At 61.4% G+C, this 23,817-nt stretch carries 19 protein-coding genes and 1 pseudogene; 7 read left to right on the forward strand and 13 right to left on the reverse strand.

The features are described from left to right. Positions 1 to 10: 10 nt before the first annotated feature. Positions 11 to 883, reverse strand: a complete 873-nt coding sequence (locus IB245_RS06715; protein WP_192227059.1) for a LysR family transcriptional regulator — start codon at positions 881 to 883, stop codon at positions 11 to 13. Between the two features lie 78 nt (positions 884 to 961). Here IB245_RS06715 and IB245_RS06720 point away from each other — a divergent pair, with 78 nt between their 5' ends. Further along, positions 962 to 1,906 carry a DMT family transporter gene (locus IB245_RS06720; protein WP_192227060.1) on the forward strand — a complete coding sequence of 315 codons (945 nt, stop codon included), beginning with the start codon at positions 962 to 964 and terminating at the stop codon, positions 1,904 to 1,906. A 252-nt stretch (positions 1,907 to 2,158) separates the two neighbouring features. Continuing rightward, on the forward strand, positions 2,159 to 3,235 hold the full coding sequence (hppD, locus tag IB245_RS06725) for a 4-hydroxyphenylpyruvate dioxygenase (RefSeq protein WP_008031092.1): 1,077 nt from the start codon (positions 2,159 to 2,161) through the stop codon (positions 3,233 to 3,235). A 98-nt stretch (positions 3,236 to 3,333) separates the two neighbouring features. Here the strand turns inward: hppD and rarD are convergent, their stop codons facing one another. From rarD to IB245_RS06740, 3 genes are all read right to left on the reverse strand, one after another. Next, on the reverse strand, positions 3,334 to 4,221 hold the full coding sequence (rarD, locus tag IB245_RS06730) for an EamA family transporter RarD (protein ID WP_192227061.1): 888 nt from the start codon (positions 4,219 to 4,221) through the stop codon (positions 3,334 to 3,336). A gap of 144 nt (positions 4,222 to 4,365) precedes the next feature. Further along, positions 4,366 to 5,379 carry an aldo/keto reductase gene (locus IB245_RS06735; protein WP_192227062.1) on the reverse strand — a complete coding sequence of 338 codons (1,014 nt, stop codon included), beginning with the start codon at positions 5,377 to 5,379 and terminating at the stop codon, positions 4,366 to 4,368. Between the two features lie 192 nt (positions 5,380 to 5,571). Beyond that, entirely contained in the window at positions 5,572 to 6,882 is a 1,311-nt protein-coding gene (locus IB245_RS06740) for an MFS transporter (RefSeq protein WP_008031098.1), read from the reverse strand. Positions 6,883 to 7,043: 161 nt separating this feature from the next. Here IB245_RS06740 and IB245_RS06745 point away from each other — a divergent pair, with 161 nt between their 5' ends. From IB245_RS06745 to IB245_RS06760, 5 genes and pseudogenes are all read left to right on the forward strand, one after another. Beyond that, complete coding sequence (locus tag IB245_RS06745) at positions 7,044 to 8,171, forward strand: sugar diacid recognition domain-containing protein (protein ID WP_192227063.1); 1,128 nt, start codon at positions 7,044 to 7,046, stop codon at positions 8,169 to 8,171. Between the two features lie 207 nt (positions 8,172 to 8,378). Further along, on the forward strand, positions 8,379 to 9,521 hold the full coding sequence (locus IB245_RS06750; RefSeq protein WP_192227064.1) for a glycerate kinase: 1,143 nt from the start codon (positions 8,379 to 8,381) through the stop codon (positions 9,519 to 9,521). A 346-nt stretch (positions 9,522 to 9,867) separates the two neighbouring features. Continuing rightward, positions 9,868 to 10,635, forward strand: a pseudogene (locus tag IB245_RS29330) (MCP four helix bundle domain-containing protein); the annotation flags it as partial. After that, entirely contained in the window at positions 10,630 to 11,493 is an 864-nt protein-coding gene (locus tag IB245_RS29335; RefSeq protein WP_412548041.1) for a methyl-accepting chemotaxis protein, read from the forward strand. The pseudogene IB245_RS29330 and the gene IB245_RS29335, both read left to right, overlap by 6 nt. A 41-nt stretch (positions 11,494 to 11,534) precedes the next feature. Further along, the gene (locus IB245_RS06760) at positions 11,535 to 12,722 is read left to right on the forward strand and encodes a pyridoxal phosphate-dependent aminotransferase (RefSeq protein ID WP_008036860.1); all 1,188 of its coding nucleotides are present in this window, start codon (positions 11,535 to 11,537) and stop codon (positions 12,720 to 12,722) included. Between the two features lie 99 nt (positions 12,723 to 12,821). Here the strand turns inward: IB245_RS06760 and IB245_RS06765 are convergent, their stop codons facing one another. From IB245_RS06765 to IB245_RS06805, 9 genes are all read right to left on the reverse strand, one after another. Continuing rightward, a complete protein-coding gene (locus tag IB245_RS06765; RefSeq protein WP_008036858.1) occupies positions 12,822 to 13,799 on the reverse strand; it encodes a bifunctional glyoxylate/hydroxypyruvate reductase B in 978 nt (325 codons plus the stop codon). A gap of 21 nt (positions 13,800 to 13,820) precedes the next feature. Next, positions 13,821 to 15,119 (reverse strand): MFS transporter, encoded by a 1,299-nt coding sequence (locus tag IB245_RS06770; RefSeq protein ID WP_008036856.1) that lies wholly within the window; start codon positions 15,117 to 15,119, stop codon positions 13,821 to 13,823. Between the two features lie 114 nt (positions 15,120 to 15,233). After that, the gene (locus IB245_RS06775) at positions 15,234 to 16,208 is read right to left on the reverse strand and encodes a sugar kinase (RefSeq protein WP_192227066.1); all 975 of its coding nucleotides are present in this window, start codon (positions 16,206 to 16,208) and stop codon (positions 15,234 to 15,236) included. Further along, positions 16,201 to 16,983 (reverse strand): sugar phosphate isomerase/epimerase family protein, encoded by a 783-nt coding sequence (locus tag IB245_RS06780; protein WP_192227067.1) that lies wholly within the window; start codon positions 16,981 to 16,983, stop codon positions 16,201 to 16,203. Before IB245_RS06780 ends, IB245_RS06775 begins: the two co-directional genes overlap by 8 nt. A 161-nt stretch (positions 16,984 to 17,144) precedes the next feature. Beyond that, the gene (locus tag IB245_RS06785; protein ID WP_192227068.1) at positions 17,145 to 18,170 is read right to left on the reverse strand and encodes a LacI family DNA-binding transcriptional regulator; all 1,026 of its coding nucleotides are present in this window, start codon (positions 18,168 to 18,170) and stop codon (positions 17,145 to 17,147) included. Positions 18,171 to 18,308: 138 nt separating this feature from the next. Further along, positions 18,309 to 18,917, reverse strand: a complete 609-nt coding sequence (locus tag IB245_RS06790; RefSeq protein ID WP_192227069.1) for a LysE family translocator — start codon at positions 18,915 to 18,917, stop codon at positions 18,309 to 18,311. Between the two features lie 52 nt (positions 18,918 to 18,969). Next, on the reverse strand, positions 18,970 to 19,809 hold the full coding sequence (locus IB245_RS06795) for an AraC family transcriptional regulator (protein ID WP_192227070.1): 840 nt from the start codon (positions 19,807 to 19,809) through the stop codon (positions 18,970 to 18,972). Between the two features lie 76 nt (positions 19,810 to 19,885). Then, positions 19,886 to 20,527, reverse strand: coding sequence for a DUF1345 domain-containing protein (locus tag IB245_RS06800; protein WP_192227071.1), 642 nt, complete (start codon positions 20,525 to 20,527; stop codon positions 19,886 to 19,888). Between the two features lie 179 nt (positions 20,528 to 20,706). Further along, a complete protein-coding gene (locus IB245_RS06805; RefSeq protein WP_192227072.1) occupies positions 20,707 to 23,805 on the reverse strand; it encodes an efflux RND transporter permease subunit in 3,099 nt (1,032 codons plus the stop codon). Positions 23,806 to 23,817 lie beyond the last annotated feature (12 nt).

A 23,817-nucleotide genomic window follows, 5' to 3' on the forward strand; every position in this document is an offset into this window, starting at 1 on the left:
CTTATGCCGCTCAACGGTAGGCCAGGCTTGTGGCCAGTTTGATAAAGGCCAGTGCCGCCGGTGAACTCTGGCGTTGGTCGAGCACGGCCAGGCCGACCTGGCGTGCGATCGCTGGCGATAGCGGTTTTTTCAGGTAGCGGTCGTCGTGATGCGTGGGCAGCGAGCCTTCGGCGACCACGGTCAAGGCATCGCCCCGGCCAACGGTATCCAGCGTGCTGAGCAACTGCGAGCAGCGATAACGAATGTTCGGCGTCAACCGCGCGGCACTGAACAAGCGGGACACCAGCTCCGAAGAGCCGGCCTCGGTCAGCACGAACGGGTCGTGACACAAATCGCCCAGGGTCAGGCTGGCATGAGCCGCCAGCGGATGATGGGCGGGCAGCAACGCGACCATCTGGTCCTCGAACAACGTAAAGGTGTCGAAGCGCTCCTCGGGCAACACCACGAAGCCGATGTCGATGCGTCGCTCTTCCAGCCACTGGATCACCTGGCGGTCGGGGCCTTCATCAATGTGCACCTCGATGCCGGGGTGAGCGGCGCGGTAGTGCTGCAGAATCGTCGGCAGCAACTTGATCGATGAGGTCGGGCCAAACGAGCCGATGCGCAATGTGCCGCGCTTCATGCCGCGGGCATCCGCTGCTTCCTGGCGCAAGGTATTGGCCAGCCCGAGCATTGCCCGGGCGCGCAACAGCAGCTGTTGGCCGATGTCACTGAGCTCGACCTGGGACTGATGCCGCCGCAGCAGCTCGACGCCCAGTTCCTGTTCCAGCGACTTGAGGGCGTGAGACACCGCGGATTGAGAAATGCCCAGGCGATTGGCCGCCGCCGTAAAGCCGTGAAGTTCGGCAACGAGCGAGAAGATCTCCAGCTGAGTGAGGGTCATGAGCTTTTACTCATTTTACGATGATCGAATATTAGCGAAATGATACGCCATCGAATCGATCTGTCGTTCTGGAGACTTATGACTGCATGTGAGCAAAGCCTGTCGGAGCCTTCCGATGTCGCGGTTTATTTCAAACTCGCGGCGGTCACCATGATTTGGGGCGGCACTTTCGTCGCGGGGCGGTTTCTGGCGGACAGCCTCAGCCCGTTGTTCGCTGCCAGCCTGCGTTTTTTGCTGGCCAGCGTGGCGCTGCTGCTGTTTCTGCTGCTCGCGCGCATTCCACTGGCCCGGCCGAGCCCTCGGCAATGGTTGCAACTGGCGCTGTTGGGCTTTTTCGGGATTTTTTTCTACAACCTGTGCTTCTTCTATGGCCTGCACTACATCAATGCTTCGCGGGCGTCATTGATCGTGGCGCTGAACCCGGCCGTGATCGGACTGGCCTCGTGGCTGCTGTTCAAGGAGCGCTTGAGTCGAGCGAAAGTCATTGGCATCGCGATCTGCATTGCCGGGGCAAGCCTGGTGATTGTCAGTCTTCATCCGCAGTTGCTGACCGGTCAGGCGGATGCCTGGTTCGGCGATCTGTTGATTTTCGGCTGCGTGCTCGGTTGGGGCATTTACTCCCTGTTCTCCAAAGATCTGAATCAAACCCTGGGGCCGGTGCAAACGGTGACGTATTCGATTTTGCTGGGCACGGTGATGCTCTGGGTGGCCAGTGCCGTCAGGGGCGAGGTGAGTGTTGCGGCGCTGGTCAGCCTTGGCCCGTCGCAATGGTTGAGCCTGATGTATCTGGGCGTGTTGGGCTCGGCGCTGGCGTATATTGGCTACTACGACGGCCTGCGCAAAATCGGCGCGACCCGTTCCGGGGTGTTCATCGCCTTGAATCCGCTGACCGCTGTCATCCTGGGTGCGTTGCTGCTCGGCGAGCAATTGACCCTGACGATGTGTCTGGGCGGCGGGCTGATTCTGGCGGGGATTTTCCTCTGCAACAAACCCCTTGCGCGAGTAGGGAAAAAGGGGATTTGATACAGAAGGCGGACAAACCTATTTACGCTGTGTAGAATCCGGTTACGCATATAAGAATAAATGGCTTCTGGCAGCAGAAGCCTCGCCCGTAATAGCCTTGGGTCGACAATGAAGAGTTTTGGGTTTCAATTGATCTACGGTGACTTCCTCGCGCGCAGCGTGCGGGGCATCTCCTGCGCGCCACCCGCCGGTCTCAGCATTGCCAGCAACTAACGATTCGTTAATTGACCAGAAAATGATGAGGCGCCGACCATGGCAGATTTATACGAAAACCCGATGGGCCTGATGGGCTTTGAATTCATTGAATTCGCATCGCCAACCCCGAACACGCTGGAGCCGATCTTCAAGATCATGGGCTTCACCAAAGTCGCGACCCACCGTTCCAAAGACGTGCACCTGTATCGCCAGGGCGCGATCAACCTGATCCTCAACAACGAACCTCACAGCGTCGCTTCGTACTTCGCGGCCGAGCACGGCCCGTCGGTGTGCGGCATGGCGTTCCGCGTCAAGGATTCGCAAAAGGCCTACAAGCGTGCGCTGGAACTCGGCGCGCAGCCGATCCACATCGAAACCGGCCCGATGGAACTGCACCTGCCGGCGATCAAAGGCATCGGCGGCGCGCCGCTGTACCTGATCGACCGTTTTGGTGAAGGCAGCTCGATCTACGACATCGACTTCGTGTTCATCGAAGGCGTTGACCGCAACCCGGTCGGTGCCGGCCTGAAGATCATCGATCACCTGACTCACAACGTGTATCGCGGCCGCATGGCGTACTGGGCGAACTTCTACGAGAAGCTGTTCAACTTCCGTGAAATCCGCTACTTCGACATCAAGGGCGAATACACCGGCCTGACCTCCAAGGCGATGACCGCGCCGGACGGCATGATCCGCATCCCGTTGAACGAAGAGTCCTCCAAGGGCGCCGGGCAGATCGAAGAGTTCCTGATGCAGTTCAACGGCGAGGGCATCCAGCACGTGGCGTTCCTCAGCGATGATCTGATCAAGACCTGGGATCACCTGAAAAGCATCGGCATGCGCTTCATGACGGCGCCACCGGAAACCTATTACGAAATGCTTGAAGGCCGCTTGCCGAACCACGGCGAACCGGTTGATCAACTGCAAGCGCGAGGCATCCTGCTGGACGGTTCGTCCGAGTCGGGCGACAAGCGTCTGTTGTTGCAGATCTTCTCGGAAACCCTGATGGGCCCGGTGTTCTTTGAGTTCATCCAGCGTAAAGGTGACGACGGGTTCGGCGAGGGTAACTTCAAGGCTCTGTTCGAATCGATCGAACGCGACCAGGTTCGTCGTGGTGTGCTCTCCACCGACTAAGCGCTTTAGATCCTTGTAGGAGCGAGCGGTGCGGCGATCCGACTTGCCCGCGAAGCTTCTGGCGTTTTCGAAGACGCCTTCGCGAGCAAGCTTCGCTCCTACATGGAACCGCGTCTCTGTCGCATCATGTGCTTGAACCCTTCGAACATCAGCACCAGCACCGCCATCCAGATCGGAATGTAGGTCAGCCATTCCCCGGCCTTGATGCTTTCCCCGAGCAGCAACGCAACGCCAAGCAACAGCACCGGCTCGACGTAGCTCAACAGCCCGAACAGGCTGAAGGGCAACAGCCGGCTGGCGATGATGTAGATCACCAGCGCCGACGCACTGATCACGCCGAGAAGCGGGATCAACAGTGACAGCCACGGATGCTGATCAAACACATTGAAACCTTGCTCGCCGGTCTGTACGAACCAGAAGGCCACCGGCAGCGTCAACGCCATGTCCAGCCACAAGCCGCCGAGGTTGTCCGTCGCCAGACGCTTGCGCAGGATGAAATACGTTGGATAGCCGATGCACACCAGCAACGTCGCCCAGGAAAAACCACCGACCTGATACACCTCGTTGATCACACCGAGGCAGGCAAAAAACACGGCAATTTTCTGTAGATAGGAGAGGCGCTCACCGTAGGCGAGCCGTCCGGTCAGGACCATGGTCAGTGGCAACAGGAAATAGCCCAGCGACACATCAAGGCTGTAGCCGTTGAGCGGCGCCCACATGAACAGCCAGAGTTGCACGCCCAGCAGGGCCGAAGAGGCGATCAGGGCGGCAATCAGTTTTGGCTGGGCGATGGCTCGGCGAACGAGCTCGACCACACGCTTCCATTCGCGGGACACCACCATGAACACGGTCATGCACGGCACTGTCAGCAGCATGCGCCAGCCAAAAATTTCCACACCGCTCAACGGGTTGAGCAGTGAGGTGTAGTAATACATGACGGCAAACAGCACAGAGGCCGAAACCGATAGAGCGATACCTTTAGACAAACTGTCCTCGCGAAGTTGAACGTGAAACGGGGTGCGGAGGATACGTGGTTTTTGTGCTGAATATTGTCCGGATGATCAATATTTACAACACCCGACACCCTGTGGGAGCGAGCAGGCTCACTCCTACAGTAGTCTTGTGTTGATTCAGGCGTTGCGCGGTTTACGGCCCGACACGAAATGGCTCACATCATTGAACCCTGGCGTGGACGCATGCCCCGGTGTCACCAGCGAGTCGATAAACGCTTCATCCTGCGCCGTGATCTTCACCGCCTGCGCCTTAGTGTAGGCATCCCATTGCTCTTCGGTACGCGGCCCGACAATGGCCGAGGTGACCGCACTGTTGTTCAGCACCCAGGCAATCGCGAACTCGACGATACCGATACCACGATCTTGCGTGTATTGCTGGATCTGCTGGGCGATGCGCAGGGACTCGACGCGCCATTCGGTTTCCAGAATACGTTTGTCGGCGCGGCCGGCGCGGCTGTTGGCATCCGGTTTTACATCCGGCGCATATTTCCCGCTGAGCACGCCGCGCGCCAGCGGGCTGTAAGGCACAACGCCCAAGCCGTAGTTCTGCGCGGCGGTGATCTGTTCGGTTTCGGCCTGGCGATTGACGATGTTGTACAGCGGCTGGCTGATGACAGGGCGGTCGACACCCAGTTTGTCGGCCACGCGAATGACCTCGGCGATGCGCCAGCCACGGTAGTTCGACAACCCCCAGTTGCGGATTTTGCCCTGGCGAATCAGGTCGCCGATGGCCGACACCGTCACTTCCAGCGGCGTGTTGTGGTCTTCGCGGTGCAGGTAATAGAGGTCGACGTAGTCGGTGCCCAGGCGCGTGAGGCTGGCATCGATGCCATTGAAAATGTGCTTGCGGCTCAGGCCGCTGCGGTTCGGCAGACCGTCCACCGGGCCGAAACCGACCTTGGTGGCGAGCACCCATTCGTGGCGGTTGCCGGCGATCGCTTCGCCGACGATCTCTTCAGAGCGACCGTTGGTGTAGACGTCGGCGGTGTCGATGAAATTGATGCCCTGGTCCCAGGCCTTGTCGATGATCCGCAGGGAATCTTCGGTGCTGGTCTGTTCGCCGAACATCATGGTCCCCAGGGTCAGGGTGGACACCTGCAATCCCGAGTGACCCAGCGTGCGGTAGCTCATGACGAAATCCTTTTACCAGTGGGAAAGGCTCAATCAAATACCAGAACAACCGCATGGGGCAAACACAATTATTGACCCCCCCACAATCAAATGTGGGAGCGAGCCTGCTCGCGATTGCGGTTCAACATTCAACAGCTATGTTGACTGACACTCCGCTATCGCGAGCAGGCTCGCTCCCACAGGGGACAGGTGTCAGACGCGCAGGGTGCGGGTCATGCGCAACGCCAGCAGGCTGCCGCAGACAATCACGCCCGCCAGCAAGTACAACGCGGCATCGGTCGAGCCAGTAGTGTCCTTGACCCAACCGACCAGGTACGGGCTGAGGAAGCCGGCCATCTGGCCCATCGAGTTGATCAGCGCCAGGCCACCGGCAGCCGCGCCGGCGCTCAGCAGTGCGGTCGGCACCGGCCAGAACATCGGCAGGCCGGTGAGGGCGCCCATGGTGGCGATCGTCAGGCCAAGGATGGCGATGGCAGGCGTGGTGGCGAAGTTCACGGCAATCAGCAGGCCCACTGCGCCCATCAACATGGGCACCACCAAATGCCAGCGACGTTCTTTGCGCAAGTCCGCCGAGCGGCCGACCATCAGCATGAACACGGCCGCCAGCAGGTACGGGATAGCACTCAACCAGCCGATCACCAGGTTATCGTTGAAACCCAGGTTCTTGATGATCGACGGCAGCCAGAAGTTGATCGCGTAGACCCCGCTCTGGATGCAGAAGTAGATCAAACCGAACGCCCAGATCGCCGGGTTCTTGAACACCGCCAGCAGCGAGTCGGTGGTGGTTTTCGGTTTGTTGGCCAGGTCTTCAGCGTGGTCGGCTTCCAGCACCGAGCGTTCGAACGGCGTGAGCCATTTGGCGTTGGCGTAACTGTCGCTCAGCAGGAAGTAGGCGAGGGCGCCGAGGATCACGGTCGGGATGCCTTGCAGCAGGAACATCCACTGCCAGCCGGCCAGGCCGCCCTGGCCCGCAGCGAAGTGGTTGAGGATCCAGCCAGAGAACGGGCTGCCGAGCAGGCCGGACACCGGGATCGCCGACATGAACAGCGCCATGATGCGGCCACGGCGGAAGGTCGGGAACCACTGCGAGAGGTACAACACCACGCCCGGGAAGAACCCGGCTTCGGCCGCGCCGGTGAACAGGCGCAAGGTGTAGAACTCGGTCGGGGTGGTGACGAACAGCAGGCAGGTCGACAGCGTGCCCCAGGTGATCATCATCAGCGCGATCCAGCGGCGCGGGCCGAATTTGGTCAGCGCCAGGTTGCTCGGTACGCCGCACAGCACGTAGCCGATAAAGAAGATCCCGGCGCCGAGGCCGTACACGGTTTCACTGAATTTCAGCGCGTCGAGCATCTGCAGCTTGGCAAATCCAACGTTCACCCGGTCGAGGTAGTTGAACAGGTAGCAGATGAAGATGAAGGGGATCAAACGCAGGGTAATGCGTTTGTAGACGGCATTTTTTTCGTCAACGATGGCCTGGGTAGCGGCGGCGCTCTGTGACATGGCGGGCTCTCTCTTTATTATGATTTTTTGCGATGCAAAGGGTAACGTTGATCGCCCTGAGAGTCTCGACCACCCTCAGGGCTGCTGTCTTTGTGCCTGAGCACAGGGTTTGCAACCAAGCCCTGTGCGGGTGAACAACCGCGCTTTGAAGGACCACCACAATGTTCGAACTCGATCACGACCTGGCCCAGGACATCGTCGACCGGGCGATGGCCATCCTGCCTTACAACGTCAACGTCATGGACAGCCAGGGGTTGATTCTCGGCAGTGGTGAACCGGAGCGGGTCAACACCCGGCACGAAGGCGCGCAACTGGTGCTGGCCAACGGGCGGGTGGTGGAAATCGATGCGCAAACCGCTATCCACCTCAAGGGCGTACAACCGGGTATCAACCTGCCGCTGTTGCTCGATCAACGGCTGATTGGCGTGCTCGGCATCACCGGCGAACCCGAGCAATTGCGCACCTACGCCGAACTGGTGCGCATGACCGCCGAGATGCTGGTGGGCCAGCGCAATCAGCAGGCCGAGCAGCAATGGCGGCGCCAGCGTTGCGATGATTTGCTGGCGTTGCTGCTCAGCGAGGCAGGGGATTCGCCGCGCTTGATCGATGAGGCGCAACAGCTAGGGCTCAAGCCGCAACTGACGCGGGTGCCGTATTTGTTCGAGCTGGGAATGGAGCACGGTCCGGGGCAAACCGTCGACGCACTCAGCGCCTGGCTGACCTCGCGCTACCCGGACAGTTGGTGCGTGAGTTCGGCCAAGTCGTCGTTGCTGTGGTGCCGGCCGGCCAACCAGGCGATCGAGAACGACCGCTTGCTGGAGAAGATCGACGGCCTCGGCTGGAATATCTTGCGCATCGCCGTGGGCGGGCAGGCCGATGGCTTGTCGGGTTTGCGCCGTTGCTATCGGCGGGTCGGCGACTTGCTGGCCTATGGGCGCGATGTACTGCCGCATTCTCGTCTGTTGACGCTGACCCGTTATCGATTGCCGGTGATGCTCTGGCGCCATCGCAACGATGATGCGCTGGACGAATTGCTCAAGCCCTTGCGCAAAGTCATCGCCAAGGACGGCAACGGCCAATTGCTGGCGACGTTGCGCAGTTGGTGCGATCACGACGGCCAGAGCCAGGCCTGCGCCGATGCGCTGGGCATTCACCGCAACAGCCTGCGTTACCGGATGGAGCGGATTGCCGAGCTCAGCGGCGTCGACCCGTTGCGCCTCGATGGCATGCTGGCGCTGTACCTCGGCGTGCAGCTACTCCCACAAACCGAAACAACACCGCCCCTGTAGGAGCCGGCTTGCTGGCGATCCACTTAACGCGGTGTTCCTGATCCACCGCGTTGTACGCAATCGCCAGCAAGCCGGCTCCTACAGGGGATGCGTAAACCTGTCGTTTTGTGAAAATGAACAATAATCCTCCGTGCCACTTGTGCAGCGGACCGGCGTTATTGTTCAGGCCGGCTGGCAGCATGGGGGCATTGGAACTGGAGAATTCGCATGAAAATCGTCATCGCCCCCGATTCGTTCAAGGACAGCCTCAGCGCACAAGGCGTGGCCGATGCCATTGCCCTTGGTCTGGTTGAAGTCTGGCCGGACGCGCAACTGGTCAAATGCCCGATGGCCGATGGTGGCGAAGGCACGGTCGAGTCGATTCTGGCTGCCTGCGAAGGTCAACTGCGTCGCACCCGCGTCAAAGGGCCGCTGGGCACAACGGTCGACGCCGCGTGGGGCTGGTTGCCCCAGAGCCTCACCGCCATCATCGAGATGGCCGAGGCCAGCGGCCTGCAACTCGTTCCGCCGGGGCAGCGCGATGCGTGCATCAGCAGCACCTTCGGCACCGGTGAGTTGATCCGCGCGGCACTCGACGCCGGGGCGCAACGGGTGATCCTGGCGATTGGCGGCAGCGCCACCAACGACGGCGGTGCGGGGGCGATGCAAGCGTTGGGCGTGAAACTGCTCGATGCACAAGGCCAAACACTGACGCCCGGCGGATTGGCACTGGCGCAACTGACGCGCATTGATCTCAGTGACATCGATCCGCGTCTGACCGACGTGCGCTTCGACATCGCCGCCGACGTCAACAATCCACTGTGCGGCCCCCACGGCGCCTCTGCGATTTTCGGCCCGCAAAAAGGCGCAACGGCTGCGCAGGTCGAGCAGCTGGATCGCGCCCTCGGGCACTTCGCCGGGCTTTGCGCCCAGGTCCTCGGCAATGACGTGCGTGACGAGCCGGGCAGCGGCGCGGCGGGTGGCCTGGGGTTTGCCGCCAAGGCCTTCCTGGGCGCGCAGTTCAAAGCCGGGGTTGAAGTGGTCGCGGAATTGGTCGGTCTGGCCGATGCGGTCAAGGGCGCCGACCTGGTGATCACCGGCGAAGGCCGTTTCGATGCGCAAACCCTGCGCGGCAAGACACCGTTTGGTGTCGCACGCATCGCCGGGCAACAGGGCGTACCGGTCATCGTCATCGCCGGCACCTTGGGTGAGGGTTATCAGGCCCTGTACGCACATGGCATCGACGCCGCGTTTGCCTTGGCGAGCGGGCCGATGACCCTGGAGCAGGCGTGCACCGAGGCGCCACGGTTGTTGCGTGAGCGTGCGAGCGACATCGCCCGGGTCTGGCGTATCGCCAAACGCAAAACCTGATACCCCACGGCCATTGTAGGAGCGAAGCTTGCTCGCGAAGGACGTCAACGATGACGCAGGTTGTCTGTATGAACGCGTTGCCCTCACGACCTTCGCGAGCAAGCTTCGCTCCTACAGGGGGATGCGGCGAACCAAAGATCAGTGTTTCACGGATGAAACACTCGTAATCCCTTGAAATATATTTCGCAAATCCCCGCAAAAATCCTCAACCCCAGCCGATACAGATATCAGGCGCACACAAACCTATTACAACAGTGGCGCCAGCCTGACCGGTTGCGGCTCCACGCCCGCCCGCCAGTGCTCACGGCAAGGACGCTCGAAGACTCCACTACCCGAGTATCGTCCTATGTCCCTGCGTAATCTGAACATCGCGCCTCGAGCTTTCCTGGGTTTTGCCTTCATTGCCTTGCTGGTCATCGTGCTGGGTGTATTTGCCGTGAGCCGCATGACGACCATTCGCCAGGCATCGGTCGACATGGAGACGACGCAACTGCCCAGCATCGGGTTTTTGGGCAACATGACGGAAAACGTCCTGCGCATGCGCATCCTCTCGTTCCGGGTGTTGGTCAACCGCGAACCCGCCGCGTTGCAGGAAGCCCAGACTCGCATCAGCGTCCTCACCGACAAGCTGCGCAGTGCCCAGGCCAGCTACGCAGCCTTGCCCGCCCAGCCAGAAGAAGCCGCGCTGTACAAGACGTTCACCGCCACCCTCGACACCTATATGCAAGCGCAGAACCAGATGATGGAACTGTCGCGGCAGAACAAGCTGGATGAGATGCGCACCCTGATCAATACGCGGATCAAGGACGGCACCGACCAGATGGGCGAGCAGCTCAATAAACTGGTGGCACTCAACACCAGCGACGCCAAGACCGCTTCGGCCGAAGCGGGCGAACACTACAGCAACGCCATCACCGGCATCGTGGTCGTTGCGGTGATTGCCGCGCTGATGACCGTGTTGCTGGCCTGGCTGTTGACCCGCAGCATCGTCACCCCGCTGAACCGTGCATTGCAGGCTGCTGAAACCATCGCGGGCGGCAACCTGCGCAACGTCATCGAAGTCGATGGCAAGGATGAACCGGCCCGTTTGCTCGGCGCCTTGTCCACCATGCAGGCCAGTTTGCGCAAAACCATCGAGCAGATCGCCGGTTCCGCCACGCAGCTGGGCGCCGCCGCCGAAGAGCTGAGCACGGTCACGCAAGAAGCGTCTCGCGGTCTGCAACAGCAAAACAATGAAATCGAACAAGCCGCCACCGCTGTCAACGAAATGACCGCCGCCGTGGAAGAAGTGGCGCGCAACGCCGTGTCGACTTCCGAAGCCTCGAACCAGTCGACCCAGGCTGCTCGTGAAGGTCGCGACCGCGTGGTGGAAACCGTCGATGCGATCCAGACCATGACCCACGACGTGCAGAACACCTCGATGATGATCGAAGGCCTGGCCGCTCAGGGCCGGGATATCGGCAAGGTGCTGGACGTGATTCGCGCCATTGCCGAGCAGACCAACCTGCTGGCACTGAACGCCGCGATTGAAGCGGCCCGTGCCGGTGAAGCCGGGCGTGGTTTTGCGGTGGTGGCGGACGAGGTGCGGGCGTTGGCTCATCGCACGGCGCAATCGACTCAGGAAATCGAGAAGATGGTGGCCGGCATCCAGAACGGTACGGGGGAGGCGGTGTCGTCGATGCAGCAAAGCAATCAGCGCACCCACAGCACCCTGGAAATGGCCCGAGCCGCCGGTGTCGCGCTGGAGCAGATCACCCAGTCGATCCATCTGATCAACGAACGCAACCTGGTGATCGCCAGCGCGTCCGAAGAGCAGGCGCAGGTGTCCCGCGAAGTTGACCGCAACCTGGTGAACATCCGCGACCTGGCAACTCAGTCCGCTGCCGGGGCCAACCAGACCAGCGCTGCCACCCACGAACTGTCGCGCCTGGCCGTTGATTTGAATGCCATGGTGGCGCGTTTCGTGATTTGAGATAGGGTTGAGACTAGGAACACGCGCGATTGGAGAAATACATGCGCTATTCAGCCTTGACCCAACGAATTGCCGGAGACGGCGCTGCGGCCTGGCAGATTCATTACCGAGCATTGGAACTACGAGAGCAGGGCGTCGATGTGTTGCTGTTGTCGGTGGGCGATCCGGACTTCGATACGCCGCGTCCCATCGTCCAGGCGTGCATTGACAGCCTGCTGGCTGGCGACACGCATTACTCGCAAGTGCGCGGCAGTCGCGGGCTACGCGACAGCATCGTCAACCGTCACCGGCGTTGCAGCGGTCAGGAGGTCGATGCGGATCAGGTGATTGTGACGCCCGGCGCCCAGTGCGGGGTGTATTCGGTCGTGCAATGCCTGCTTGATCCGGGCGATGAAGTGATCGTCGCCGAACCGATGTACGTGACTTATGAAGGCGTGTTCGGCGCCTGCGGGGCGAAAGCGGTGCCGGTGGCGGTGCGTCCGGAGAACGGCTTTCGCGTTGATCCGGCGGATGTCGCGGCGCTGATCACGCCGAAAACCCGCGCGCTTTTGCTCAACAGTCCGAACAACCCTTCCGGTGCCAGTCTGTCGCTGAAGATCTGGCAGGAACTGGCGTCGCTGTGCATTCGGCACAACCTGTGGTTGATCAGTGACGAGGTTTACAGCGATCTGTTGTACGAGGGCGAGCACATCAGCCCGGCCAGCCTGCCGGGCATGGCCGAGCGCACCGCGACGCTCAACAGCCTGTCGAAATCCCATGCCATGAGCGGCTGGCGGGTCGGTTGGGTGATCGGGCCCAAACCCTTGATTGACCATCTGGAACATCTGTCGTTGTGCATGCTGTTCGGCATTCCGGACTTTGTGCAGAAGGCGGCGCAGGTTGCGCTGGAGGGTGATCTGCCGGAAGTGGCGATGATGCGCGAAGAATACCGTCAACGCCGTGACCTGGTGTGCGCGAGCCTGAGTGCGTGCCCGGGGGTGCGGGCGGTTCGGCCGGATGGCGGGATGTTTGTGATGGTTGATGTGCGCCAGACCGGGTTGTCTGCCCAGCACTTCGCCGAGCGCCTGCTGGAGGGCTATGGCGTTTCGGTGCTGGCCGGCGAAGCGTTCGGGCCGAGCGCTGCGGGGCACATCCGGATCGGGTTGGTGGTGGATCAACGGAAACTGGCGGATGCGTGTCGACGGATTGCGTTGTGTGCGGCGGATCTTTTGGAAGCTCGGCGCGCCTGAGGGCCTCTTCGCGGGCAAGCCTCGCTCCTACAGAAGTTCGCGATTCCTCTGTAGGAGCGAGGCTTGCCCGCGAAGACTGACTGACGGGCGCTACATCTCTTAATCCTTCCAGGCCCGCGTATTCACCAGATTCTTCGGCCGCTCACCCGCCAACGCTGCCAACAGATTGTCCACCGCACACGTCGCCATCGCTTCGCGCGTCTCATGGGTCGCCGAGCCAATGTGCGGCGTTGCCACCACGTTGTTCAGTTGCAACAGCGGCGAGTCCGGGTTCAGCGGTTCGCGTTCGAACACATCCAGCCCCGCTGCGCGAATCTGCCCGGAACGCAACGCTTCGATCAGCGCTGTCTCGTCCACCACTTTGCCCCGCGAGATATTGATGAAGATCGTCTCTGGACGCATCAGCGCAAACTGTTCAGCACCGATCAGCCCCTCGGTTTCCACTGTCAGCGGCAATGTCAGGCAAACGAAATCGGCCTGCTGCAACAGCTCCGGCAGGCTGCGGTATTGCGCATTGAAGCGCTGTTCCACCGCCGGTTTCGGCGAGTGGCTGTGATAGATCACCGGCATGCCGAAACCGAAATGCCCGCGTTGGGCCAACGCTTCGCCGATCCGCCCCATGCCAATGATGCCCAGGGTTTTACCGTGCACATCGCTGCCGAAATGCACGGGGCCGATGTTGCGGTTCCACTGGCCGGCACGAACCATGTTCGCCAGTTCCACCACGCGCCGGGCCGTCGCGAGGATCAGCGCAAAACCGGTGTCGGCGGTGGTTTCGGTGAGCACGTCCGGGGTATTGCTGAGCAGGATTCGCCGCTCGGTCAGGTAGTCGATGTCGTAGTTGTCGACGCCCACCGAAACGCTGGCGATGGCGCGCAGATTCGGCGCCAGGTCCAGCAGGCCCGCGTCCAGTTTCAGACTGGCACCGAGCAACCCGTGAGCGCGGGGCAGGGCCTCGCGCAGTTGCGCCAGGCCATCGGCGTCGAGGTTGTCGATCAACGTCACGTCGGTCTGCTCATGCAGGCGAGCCATCAGCAACGGCGAGAGTTTCTTGTACAGCACGACCTGCTTTTTCATCGTATTCATCTCTGCATCAATTCAAGGATGGGCGGCGGTCGGGCGTGTTTGCGCAACCGCAGGACGTTCCCGGTCGCTGGCGCCGGGCTTGAGGAGAATCGTCAGCACCACCGAAAACATCAGCGCGCCGCTCATCAGCAGGTACGACGCGCCCGGCGAACCGGTGGAGCTGTTCAGGTAACCGACCAGATAAGAGCCGCCAAACGAGCCCAGCGCGCCCATGCTGTTGATCAACGCCATGGCGCCACCGGCGACGTTGGCCGGGAGGATTTCCGGGATGATCGCGAAGAACGGTCCGTAAGGCGCGTACATGCAGGCCCCGGCAATCACCAGCAGGGTGTACGACCACCAGAAATGTTCGGCGCCCAGCGCGTACGATCCGTAGAACGCAATCGAGGCGATCAGCAGCGGCGGCCAGACAAAGCGTTTGCGCTTTTGCAGTTTGTCCGAGCCCCAGGACACCAGCAGCATCCCGATCACCGCCGCCAGATACGGCAGCGCCGACAGCCAGCCGGCTTCGACCATGTCCATTTGCGCGCCGGCCTTGAGGATCGACGGCAGCCACAGCACGAAGCCGTAGACGCCGATGCTCCAGCAGAAAAATTGCAGGGCCAGGATGATCACTTTCGGCGAGCGGAAGGCTTCGGCGTAGTTCTTCACCGCCTTGATGCCCACCTGTTCGGCGGCGAGGGCGCTTTCCAGATCGTGCTTTTCGGCGTCGCTGAGCCACTTGGCCTGGGCCGGACGATCATCCGCCAGGCGCCACCAGATAAACGCCCAGAGCACTGCCGGCAAACCTTCGATGATAAACATCCAGCGCCAGCTGTAATGCTGCACCAGATAGCCCGACACCACCGACATCCAGAGCATGGTCACCGGGTTGCCGAGGATCAGGAAGGTGTTGGCCCGCGAGCGCTCGGCACGGGTGAACCAGTGGCACAGGTAGATCAGCATGGCCGGCATCACCGCGGCTTCGACCACGCCGAGCATGAAGCGAATGACGATCAGCCAGTAGGCGTTGGAGACAATCCCGGTGAGCGTCGCCAGGCTGCCCCAGAGAATCAGGCTGACGAAAATCAGTTTCTTCACACTGTGTTTTTGCGCGTAGATCGCGCCCGGCACCTGGAAGAAAAAGTAGCCGAGGAAGAACAGTGCGCCGAGCATCGACGACAGGCCTGGCGTGATCATCAAGTCGGCGGCCATCCCGGAGGCGGCGGCGAATCCGTAGTTGGCGCGGTCCAGGTACGCCAGGCTATAGGTGATGAATACGATGGGCATGATGTACCACCAGCGGCGGGTGGCGAGCGTTGCGGTTTTCATGAGTGGTGCTCCTGAGCTTGTTGTTTTTGTCGCAGCAGGTAACGGGTCAGATCAAGCTTTTGCAGTGGTAGTGATGGCCTCTTCGCGAGCAAGCTTCGCTCCTACAGGTTCGCGCTAAACCTGTAGGAGCGAGGCTTGCCCGCGAACAGCGGTCTCGAATTCGATGGACATCTCGGATCGGGTCGGCAACCCCTCCATATCCCCGCGACTCTGTACCGCACGGCTGCCAATCCAGTTGGCGCGTTTCACGGCGTCGGCAACGCTGTGGTTTTCCAGCAGCGCGCTGATCATGCCGACGGCAAACCCGTCACCGGCACCGACCGTGTCGACCACTGTTTCCACGGGCACACCCGCCACGAAACCTTCATCCAGATGCGTGCGGTAATACGCGCCGTGCGGGCCGAGCTTGATCGCCACCGCTTCGGCACCCTGGTCGAGGTAAAACGCGGCGATGTCAGCCGGGTCTTCATAGCCGGTCAGCAAGCGACCTTCGCTCAAACCCGGCAGCACCCAGTCGGCGAGGGCGGCGAGGCGGTTGATTTCGCTGATCATCTGTTGCGTGCTGGCCCACAGGCTCGGGCGCAGGTTCGGGTCGAAGGACACGCTGCGCCCGGCTTCGCGCATGCGCGTCATCAGTTCGAAAGACATCTGTCGCGCCGTTTCCGAGAGTGCCGGAGGAATGCCGGTGGCGTGCAAGTGCCGCGCCTTGAGCAGTTCGGGGATGATCGACTGCGGCGACAGATGACTCGCCGCCGAGCCGCGCCGAAAGTACTCGACCCTGGGATCGTCGCCATCGTCGGTACGTGACTTGAGCTGAAACCCTGTCGGGTGTGCGGCATCGAGGGCAACGTTACTGCAATCCAGGCCTTCCTTTTTCAAGGTGTCGATTACGAAGCGGCCCAGAGAGTCGTCACCGACCCGGCTCAGCCACGTCACCTTGAACCCCAGTCGCGATAAACCGATGGCGACGTTGCTGTCGGCCCCGGCAATGCGTTTGTGGAAGTGGTCGACGTTGGCGAGGTCGCCATTTTGATCGGCGACAAACATCGCCATGGTTTCGCCGAACGACAGGATATCGATCTCAGACATGAGCGCTCTCCAGGCGTGCTTGCCCCAAGTGGGCGAGGGCGGCGACATGCTCGGTGGTGAGCTGCACCAGGTCATCGGCTTGCAGCGGATATTCCGCGGCCCGCATCACGCCTTGGGCCATGTGCCGCAGCAGTTGTTCCCACGAATGCAGGTCGCTGGCAGCAGGCGGCATGGCGACCAGTTTGCCATCGGCCCGGCGTGACACGGCTTTGCAGTGCACGTAGCCAACGTGGCGCCCGAGCAGGCGCGCGGCGCTGCTGGCGGACTGGTCCTGCCAGTGCCAGTTGCCGATGTCGAAGGTCATTTTGATCGGCAGATTGTGTTGCTCGACCGCTGCGAAAAAACGCTGGAACGGTTCGATGCGGCCACCGTGCAGGGTCTGATCGTTTTCCACCAGCAGTTGCACGGCGCTTTTGCCCAGGATCCGGGCGAGGGTTTGCAGGTCGCTGGTGTCGGTGAAGTAACCAAGGGACACCTTCAGCCATTTGGCGCCGAAGGCCTGGGCGCGTTGCAGGGCGGTGATCAGTTGCGGATTGGGTTTCGACTGGCCGGCCAGCCACAGTTCCATCGGCGAGGAATACACGCTTTCGAGGCCTTGCGCCTGGGTGGCATCGGCCAGTTGGGCGGGGTCTTCGACGGTCAGCAATTCTTCGCGCCATTCGATGTGGCTGGCGCCCGCAGCGGCGAGGATATCGATGAAACTGCCTTGACCGCGCTGGCGGACGAGGTCGGCGCCGTAGCTGGAGAGGCTGATGGAAACGGGTGGTTTATGCATTGTCATGGACCTCTGAAACCGGTTTCATTTTTGTTCAAAAAAAAGGATGAAATTTTGTGGTGGTCTTTCGGGCCTCATCGCGAGCAGGCTAGCTCCCACAGTGGCGCTATGTTCGCAAATCCAATGTGGGAGCTAGCCTGCTAGCGATGAGGCCTTCACATTCACCGAAGATTCCCTCTGGTCGACCCACGCACAATCAACCGCGCCGAAAAATCCATCGTCCGCACCGGCCCGCCATCTCCGCGCAAGCGCTTGAGCAAGCATTCAAACGCACTTGCACCCATCTCGGTCGTCGGTTGGGCGAGGGCGGTGATGCCGCTGCCCACCAGCGGGTACCAATCCAGATCATCGAGGGCGATCAAGCCGACATCCTCGAACAACGTGCACTGCAATTCGCGCAACGCATGGGTCGCGGCCAGCGCCGCAATCCCGTTCGCGCAGAACAGCGCCTTCGGGCCGGGGCCGGGGGTATCGAGAAAGGTTTTGAGGTTTGCCGTGAGGTCACTACCGGTTTCGATCATCGTTCCGCGCAGCGCCGAACGCCGGGCGATCTGCGCCTTGAAACTGCTGACCCGTTCGATCCGCGAACTGGTGCCGTCAAACGGTTCGGTGACCAGCAGCACATCGCGGTAACCGCGTTCTTCAAGGTGGGCGATGGCGATCTCGACCGCTGCCGGGTTGTCCAGCCCGACCATGTCACTTTCGAGGTGCTCGACCTTGCGGTCCACCAGCACCAAGGGCATCTCCCGATGCAGTTCCTGCAATTCGTCGCGGTGGTGGCCGAGGGTGTTCACGATCAGCCCTTCGATGTTGTACGAGCGCAGCAGGGCCAGGTGCTGGCATTCCTGCTCGTCATCGCGGTCGGTGTTGCACACCACCAGGCTGTAGCCGTGTTGACGGCAGGCGGTTTCCACCCCATGCATCACGGCAATCGAATAAGGGTTGCGGATGTCGGCGACCAGCATGCCGATCAGGCGGGTTCGTCCACGTTTCAGACCGCGAGCCATCTGGTTCGGGCGATAACCCAGTTCGGCAATCGACTGTTCGATGCGCAACGCAATCGCATCGGACAGCAAGGCGCGATCCTCGCCGATGAACCGCGACACGCTGGCCTTGGAGACCTTGGCGTGTTCGGCGACATCAAGCATGGTCACGCGGCTGCGCTGGGCGGCGGAGAAATCGTTCACGGTCTGAAACCTTCTTATTGGAGTTATAAGGTCCGTGCGTTTGAGATCGCACTGAAACCGGTTTCAGAAGACACCAAAAGCGAATATGCCGTCAAGCCCCGCATCGTCGATTGTCCGACAATGGCCGACGAATGGGATTCAGGCCCAAAGACTCAACCAGGCCGATCCCAACAGCAACAGGGCCATGCAGCGATTGAAGCGTTGCATTGAGCGAGGTGAGCGCAACCAGCGCGTGGAGCCCGCGCCGAGCAACGCCCAGACCCCAAGGCAGGGCAGGGAAATCAGAAAGAACGCCAGCGACAACACCATCACATGGGTCAGGCGCTGTTCGCCGGCCCCGGCAAATACACTGACAACCGCCAGCGCCATCATCCAGGTTTTCGGGTTGATCAGTTGCAGGCCGGCAGTGCCCAAAAGACCGAGCCGGGCATCGGCATCTTGGGTGGTGACGGCCTCTGCCGGGGCGTTGAAAATTTGCCAGGCGAGGTAACTCAGCCAAGCCACGCCGATCCACTGCATGGCGGTTTGCACGAAGGGCCAAGCGGTCAACGACGCTCCGGCACCGCTGCCGACCAACAACACAATTGTCGCGGCGCTGGCACAGGCGCCGAAGATGATCGGCACGGCGGCCACCAAGCCGTATCGGGCACTGTTGCTCAACACCAGAATGTTGGTCGGGCCGGGCGTGATCGACGCCACGAACGCAAACAACAGGAAGGGCAGTAACGTCGGGAAAGTGGACAGCATCGCGGGCAAACTCCGGTGAAGATCTTTGAAGTCGATCTTCACAATCCCACGGTCAACTGTCTGGAAGATTTGAGCAGCGCTTGCGATACAACGCGGGCGTCAGGCCGTAGGCCCGCACGAACCAACGGCCCAGATGACTCTGGTCGGCGAACCCCAACGTCATGGCCACCGTGGCCGGTTGTTCGCCTCGGGCCAGCATTCTGCGGGCCGTGGCCAGGCGCAATTGCACCAGATAGGCGTGCGGGGCGATGCCGTAAGCAGCCTTGAACGCGCGGGTCAGGCGAAAGCGATCGACGCCCGTTGCGGCGGCCAGTTGGTCGAGGCCGATGTCCTCGTGGGCATGGGCGTGCAGATACTCCCGAGCCTTTTGCGCCACCAACGGCAATCGCGGGTCTTCGCCATAACGGGCACGCCAGTGCAGGTGAGTGGTGAGGCGTTCGAGCAGGCTGTCGAGGGCCGTCTGGCGGACGATTTTCAGCTCGCCGTTGTGCAGCGCCTGAAACGCCAGGCTGGTGGCGTGGGCCAGGCGCACGTCGGTGGCCAGGGTATTGGCGAAGCTCAATTGACTGTTGTCCGGCGCGTTGTCGAACACGGCACTGAGTTCGCGCTTCAACCATTGCGGGTCGAGGTACAGCATGCGGTAGGTGAAACCGTCGACCGTCGGTGCTTCGCCATCATGGATGTCACCCGGTTCGAGCAAAAACACCTTGCCCGGCGTGCTCTGGTGCCGGGCCCGCCGGCAGTTGAATTGCTGCACCCCTTGCTCGGTGACGCCCACCAGATAGCTGTCATGCCAGTGCGGATCGTAGGCGTGGCCCTCGAAATGCGCGCGCAGCGTCTCGATGCCGGTGTCGGCGTCCTGGGCCAGGTCGATCCAGTTGTGAGTGGTCATGCTGCACCTGCGAGACGGATTGCCGGGTTATTTAACGCCCGTGGCGAGGGCGATGCCTAGAACGTTTGTGCACGGCTCAGTTGAACAGGCCCGCAGCGATGTTGATCGAGAATCCGAGAATCGCGGTGTTGAACAGAAAACCGATCAGCGACTGCGCGAGCACAATCTTGCGCAATTCCCGAGTGGCCACGCCGACATCGGAGGTCTGCACGGCTGCGCTGATGGTGAACGAGAAATACAGGAAGTCCCAATAATTGGGGGTGGTAAGCCCTTCAGCGAAGCGCAAAGCCTGGTCTTTGCCGGCCCAGGTGTAGAACAGGCGGGCGTAATGCACGCTGAAAATCACCCCGATCAACAGCCATGAACCGATGACGGTCAGTGCGGTAAACCCGTAATGCAACAGCTTGCGGGTGGTTTCCAGGTCCTTGCTGCCGACCAGTTCGAAGGTGATGGTCGCCAGGCTGGCGATGGCGGCGATGCACACCACGAACAGCACCAGCCCGGCGTTCTCGTCTTCGACTTCGGCAATGCGTTTCACATCCGGCGCTTTGGCGCGGGCGGCGAGCCAGAGCATCAGCACCAGATACGACCAGACCCCGGCGTTCCAGCCGAAGAGGATTTTGCTGATGATCGAATCGGCCGGAGCCAGAATGCCCACCGCAACACCGAGGGTCGCAGCGGCGGACAGGCGAGGGTGGGTGCGGGCGAGGAAGGGCATGGAGGCTCGATGGGTTGGGGTATTGCAAACACCTTAGCCCAGCGTGGCCCCCTCTGACCAACCACGATCCCTGTAGGAGCGAGGCTTGCCCGCGAAGGCGGTGTGTCAGTCGAGTTAATTATTGACTGTTACAACGCCTTCGCGGGCAAGCCTCGCTCCTACAAGGGGGATGTGTGCGGTCAGATGTTTTTGTGGCGTTTACGCACCAGTTTCATCACCACCACAAAAAACACCGGCACAAACACCACCGCCAGTGTCGCGGTGATCATCCCGCCAATCACCCCGGTGCCGATGGCTTGCTGGCTTGCCGAGCTCGCGCCTGTGGCGATCGCCAGCGGCACGACGCCGAGGATGAACGCCAGGGACGTCATGACGATTGGCCGCAGACGCAGGCGCGCGGCTTGCAGGGTGGCGTCGATCAGGTCGTGGCCTTCGTCGTACAGGCTCTTGGCGAACTCGATGATCAGGATCGCGTTCTTCGCCGACAGGCCGATGATGGTGATCAGCCCGACCTTGAAGAACACGTCGTTGGGCATCCCGCGCAAGGTCACGGCCAACACCGCGCCGAGCACGCCGAGCGGCACCACCAGCAGCACCGAAGTCGGAATCGACCAGCTCTCATACAACGCCGCCAGGCACAGGAACACGATCAACAGCGACAACCCGAGCAGGATCGGCGCCTGGCTGCCGGACAGCCGTTCCTGCAGCGATAACCCGGTCCATTCCTGGCCCAGGCCCGCAGGCCCTTGCGCGACCAGTCGCTCGATTTCCGCCATGGCTTCACCGGTGCTGTGGCCTGGTGTCGGTTCACCGGAAATACTGATCGCCGGATAGCCGTTGTAACGGGTCAACTGCGCCGGGCCCTGAGTCCATTTGGCCTGGACGAACGCGGACAGCGGCACCATTTTCCCGCTGCTGTTGCGCACGTGGATCTTCAGCAGGTCGGCGACCTGACTGCGTTGATCGCCTTCAGCCTGGACCACCACCCGCTGCATCCGCCCCTGATTGGGGAAGTCGTTGATGTAAGCCGAACCGACAGCGGTGGACAGCACGCTGCCGATGTCGGTAAACGAAACCCCCAGCGCATTCGCCTGTTTACGGTCGACGATCAGTTGCACCTGCGGCGCTTCGGCCAGCGCGCTTTCGCGCACGTTCATCAGGATCGGACTTTTCTCGGCGGCCGCCAGCAACGCGGTACGCGCCTGCATTAGCGTGGCATGGCCGAGACCGCCACGGTCCTGCAAGCGGAACTCGAAACCGCTGGAGGTACCGAGGCCGTCCACCGGCGGCGGCAGGACCGAGAACGCCATGGCGTCCTTGATCTGGCTCAGCGCGATGTTGGCGCGGTCGGCAATCGAACTCGCCGAGTCGTCGCTGCCGCGATCCGACCAGTCTTTCAACGTGGTAAACGCCAACGCCGCGTTCTGCCCGCTGCCGGAGAAGCTGAAGCCAAGAATCACCGTGCTGTCGCCGACGCCCGGTTCGGTGGCGTTGTGCGCTTCGATCTGCTCGACCACCTGCAACGTGCGATTTTTGCTCGCACCGGGTGGCAGTTGAATGTCGGTGATGGTGTAACCCTGATCCTCCACCGGCAGGAACGAAGAGGGCAGACGACTGAAGCACAGCCCCAGACCGATCAGCAGCACGCCGTAGATCAGCAGGTAACGACCGCTGCATTTCAGCGCATAAGCGACCCAGCCCTGATAGCGCTCGGTCAGTTGCTCGAAGCGTCGGTTGAACCAGCCGAAGAAGCCGCCCTTGGCGTGATGCTCACCCTTGGCAATCGGCTTGAGCAGCGTTGCGCAGAGCGCCGGGGTCAAGGTCAGGGCGAGGAAGGCCGAAAACAGAATCGAGGTGGCCATCGACAGCGAGAATTGCCGGTAGATCACCCCGACCGAACCCTGCATGAACGCCATTGGAATAAACACGGCGACCAGCACCAGGGTGATGCCGATGATCGCCCCGGTGATCTGCTTCATCGCTTTGCGCGTCGCCTCTTTGGGCGACAGGCCTTCGGTGGCCATGATCCGTTCGACGTTTTCCACCACCACGATGGCGTCGTCCACCAGAATGCCGATGGCCAGCACCATGCCGAACATGGTCAGTACGTTGATCGAGAACCCCAGCGCGAGCATGGTCGCAAAGGTGCCCATCAGCGCCACTGGCACCACGAGGGTCGGAATCAGCGTGTAGCGGAAGTTTTGCAGGAACAGGAACATCACCGCGAACACCAGCACCATCGCTTCGATCAGGGTGTAAACCACTTTGGTGATCGAGACTTTGACGAAAGGCGAGGTGTCGTACGGGATCTTGTATTCCACATTGGCCGGGAAGTAGCGCGCCAGTTCATCCATCTTCGCCCGCACCAGCGTCGCAGTGCTGAGGGCGTTGGCGCCGGGCGACAATTGCACGCCGACGGCGGTGGACGGCTTGCCGTTCAGACGCGTGCCAAACTGGTATTCCTGACTGCCGATCTCGACCCGCGCCACATCACCGATGCGCACGGTGGAACCGTCCGGATTGGCCTTGAGCACGATGTCAGCGAATTCTTCCGGGGTCGACAGCTGGCCTTTGACCAGAACGGTTGCGGTGATTTCCTGGGTGGTGCGGGTCGGCAGGTCGCCGATGCTGCCGGCCGAAACCTGGGCGTTCTGCGCAACGATGGCCGCGTTGACGTCGGCCGGTGTCAGGTTGAAACCGATCAGTTTCTGCGGGTCGATCCAGATCCGCATCGCCCGCTCGGCGCCGTACAGCTGGGCCTTGCCGACACCGTCCAGGCGCTTGATCTCGTTCATCACGTTGCGCGCCAGGTAATCGCTGAGCGCCACGTCGTCGAGTTTGCCGTCAGTAGACGTCAGGGTGATCAGCAACAGGAAACCGGCGGAGACTTTCTCCACCTGCAAACCTTGCTGGTTGACCGCCTGCGGCAGGCGCGACTCGATGACTTTCAGGCGGTTCTGCACATCCACCTGAGCCATCTCCGGGTTGGTGCCCGGTTGAAAAGTCGCCTTGATCGTGGCGCTGCCGAGGCTGCTTTGCGATTCGAAATACAACAGGTGATCGGCGCCGTTGAGCTCTTCCTCGATCAGGCTGACCACGCTTTCGTCCACGGTTTGCGCCGAGGCGCCCGGGTACACGGCGTAGATTTCGATCTGCGGTGGCGCGACATCGGGGTACTGCGCCACCGGCAACTGCGGAATGGACAGGGCACCGGCCAGCAGGATGAACAGGGCAACCACCCAGGCGAACACCGGGCGGTCGATAAAGAACTGCGGCATAGAAAAGCGTCC

Origin of the sequence: Pseudomonas sp. PDM02 (genome assembly GCF_014852285.1) — a bacterium.
GTDB classification, from domain to species: Bacteria; Pseudomonadota; Gammaproteobacteria; order Pseudomonadales; family Pseudomonadaceae; genus Aquipseudomonas; species Aquipseudomonas migulae.

Bases quoted from the DNA above. Each gene is read 5' to 3' on its own strand.
- IB245_RS06790 (WP_192227069.1), bottom strand. From the start codon at position 18,917: ATGCTGTCCACTTTCCCGACGTTACTGCCCTTCCTGTTGTTTGCGTTC.
- IB245_RS06760 (WP_008036860.1), top strand. From the start codon at position 11,535: ATGCGCTATTCAGCCTTGACCCAACGAATTGCCGGAGACGGCGCTGCG.
- IB245_RS06750 (WP_192227064.1), top strand. From the start codon at position 8,379: ATGAAAATCGTCATCGCCCCCGATTCGTTCAAGGACAGCCTCAGCGCA.
- IB245_RS06720 (WP_192227060.1), top strand. From the start codon at position 962: ATGACTGCATGTGAGCAAAGCCTGTCGGAGCCTTCCGATGTCGCGGTT.
- IB245_RS06770 (WP_008036856.1), bottom strand. From the start codon at position 15,119: ATGAAAACCGCAACGCTCGCCACCCGCCGCTGGTGGTACATCATGCCC.
- IB245_RS06735 (WP_192227062.1), bottom strand. From the start codon at position 5,379: ATGAGCTACCGCACGCTGGGTCACTCGGGATTGCAGGTGTCCACCCTG.
- IB245_RS06765 (WP_008036858.1), bottom strand. From the start codon at position 13,799: ATGAAAAAGCAGGTCGTGCTGTACAAGAAACTCTCGCCGTTGCTGATG.
- IB245_RS06740 (WP_008031098.1), bottom strand. From the start codon at position 6,882: ATGTCACAGAGCGCCGCCGCTACCCAGGCCATCGTTGACGAAAAAAAT.
- IB245_RS06775 (WP_192227066.1), bottom strand. From the start codon at position 16,208: ATGTCTGAGATCGATATCCTGTCGTTCGGCGAAACCATGGCGATGTTT.
- IB245_RS06715 (WP_192227059.1), bottom strand. From the start codon at position 883: ATGACCCTCACTCAGCTGGAGATCTTCTCGCTCGTTGCCGAACTTCAC.
- IB245_RS06745 (WP_192227063.1), top strand. From the start codon at position 7,044: ATGTTCGAACTCGATCACGACCTGGCCCAGGACATCGTCGACCGGGCG.
- IB245_RS06780 (WP_192227067.1), bottom strand. From the start codon at position 16,983: ATGCATAAACCACCCGTTTCCATCAGCCTCTCCAGCTACGGCGCCGAC.
- IB245_RS06805 (WP_192227072.1), bottom strand. From the start codon at position 23,805: ATGCCGCAGTTCTTTATCGACCGCCCGGTGTTCGCCTGGGTGGTTGCC.
- IB245_RS29335 (WP_412548041.1), top strand. From the start codon at position 10,630: ATGCAGGCCAGTTTGCGCAAAACCATCGAGCAGATCGCCGGTTCCGCC.
- hppD (WP_008031092.1), top strand. From the start codon at position 2,159: ATGGCAGATTTATACGAAAACCCGATGGGCCTGATGGGCTTTGAATTC.
- IB245_RS06800 (WP_192227071.1), bottom strand. From the start codon at position 20,527: ATGCCCTTCCTCGCCCGCACCCACCCTCGCCTGTCCGCCGCTGCGACC.
- IB245_RS06795 (WP_192227070.1), bottom strand. From the start codon at position 19,809: ATGACCACTCACAACTGGATCGACCTGGCCCAGGACGCCGACACCGGC.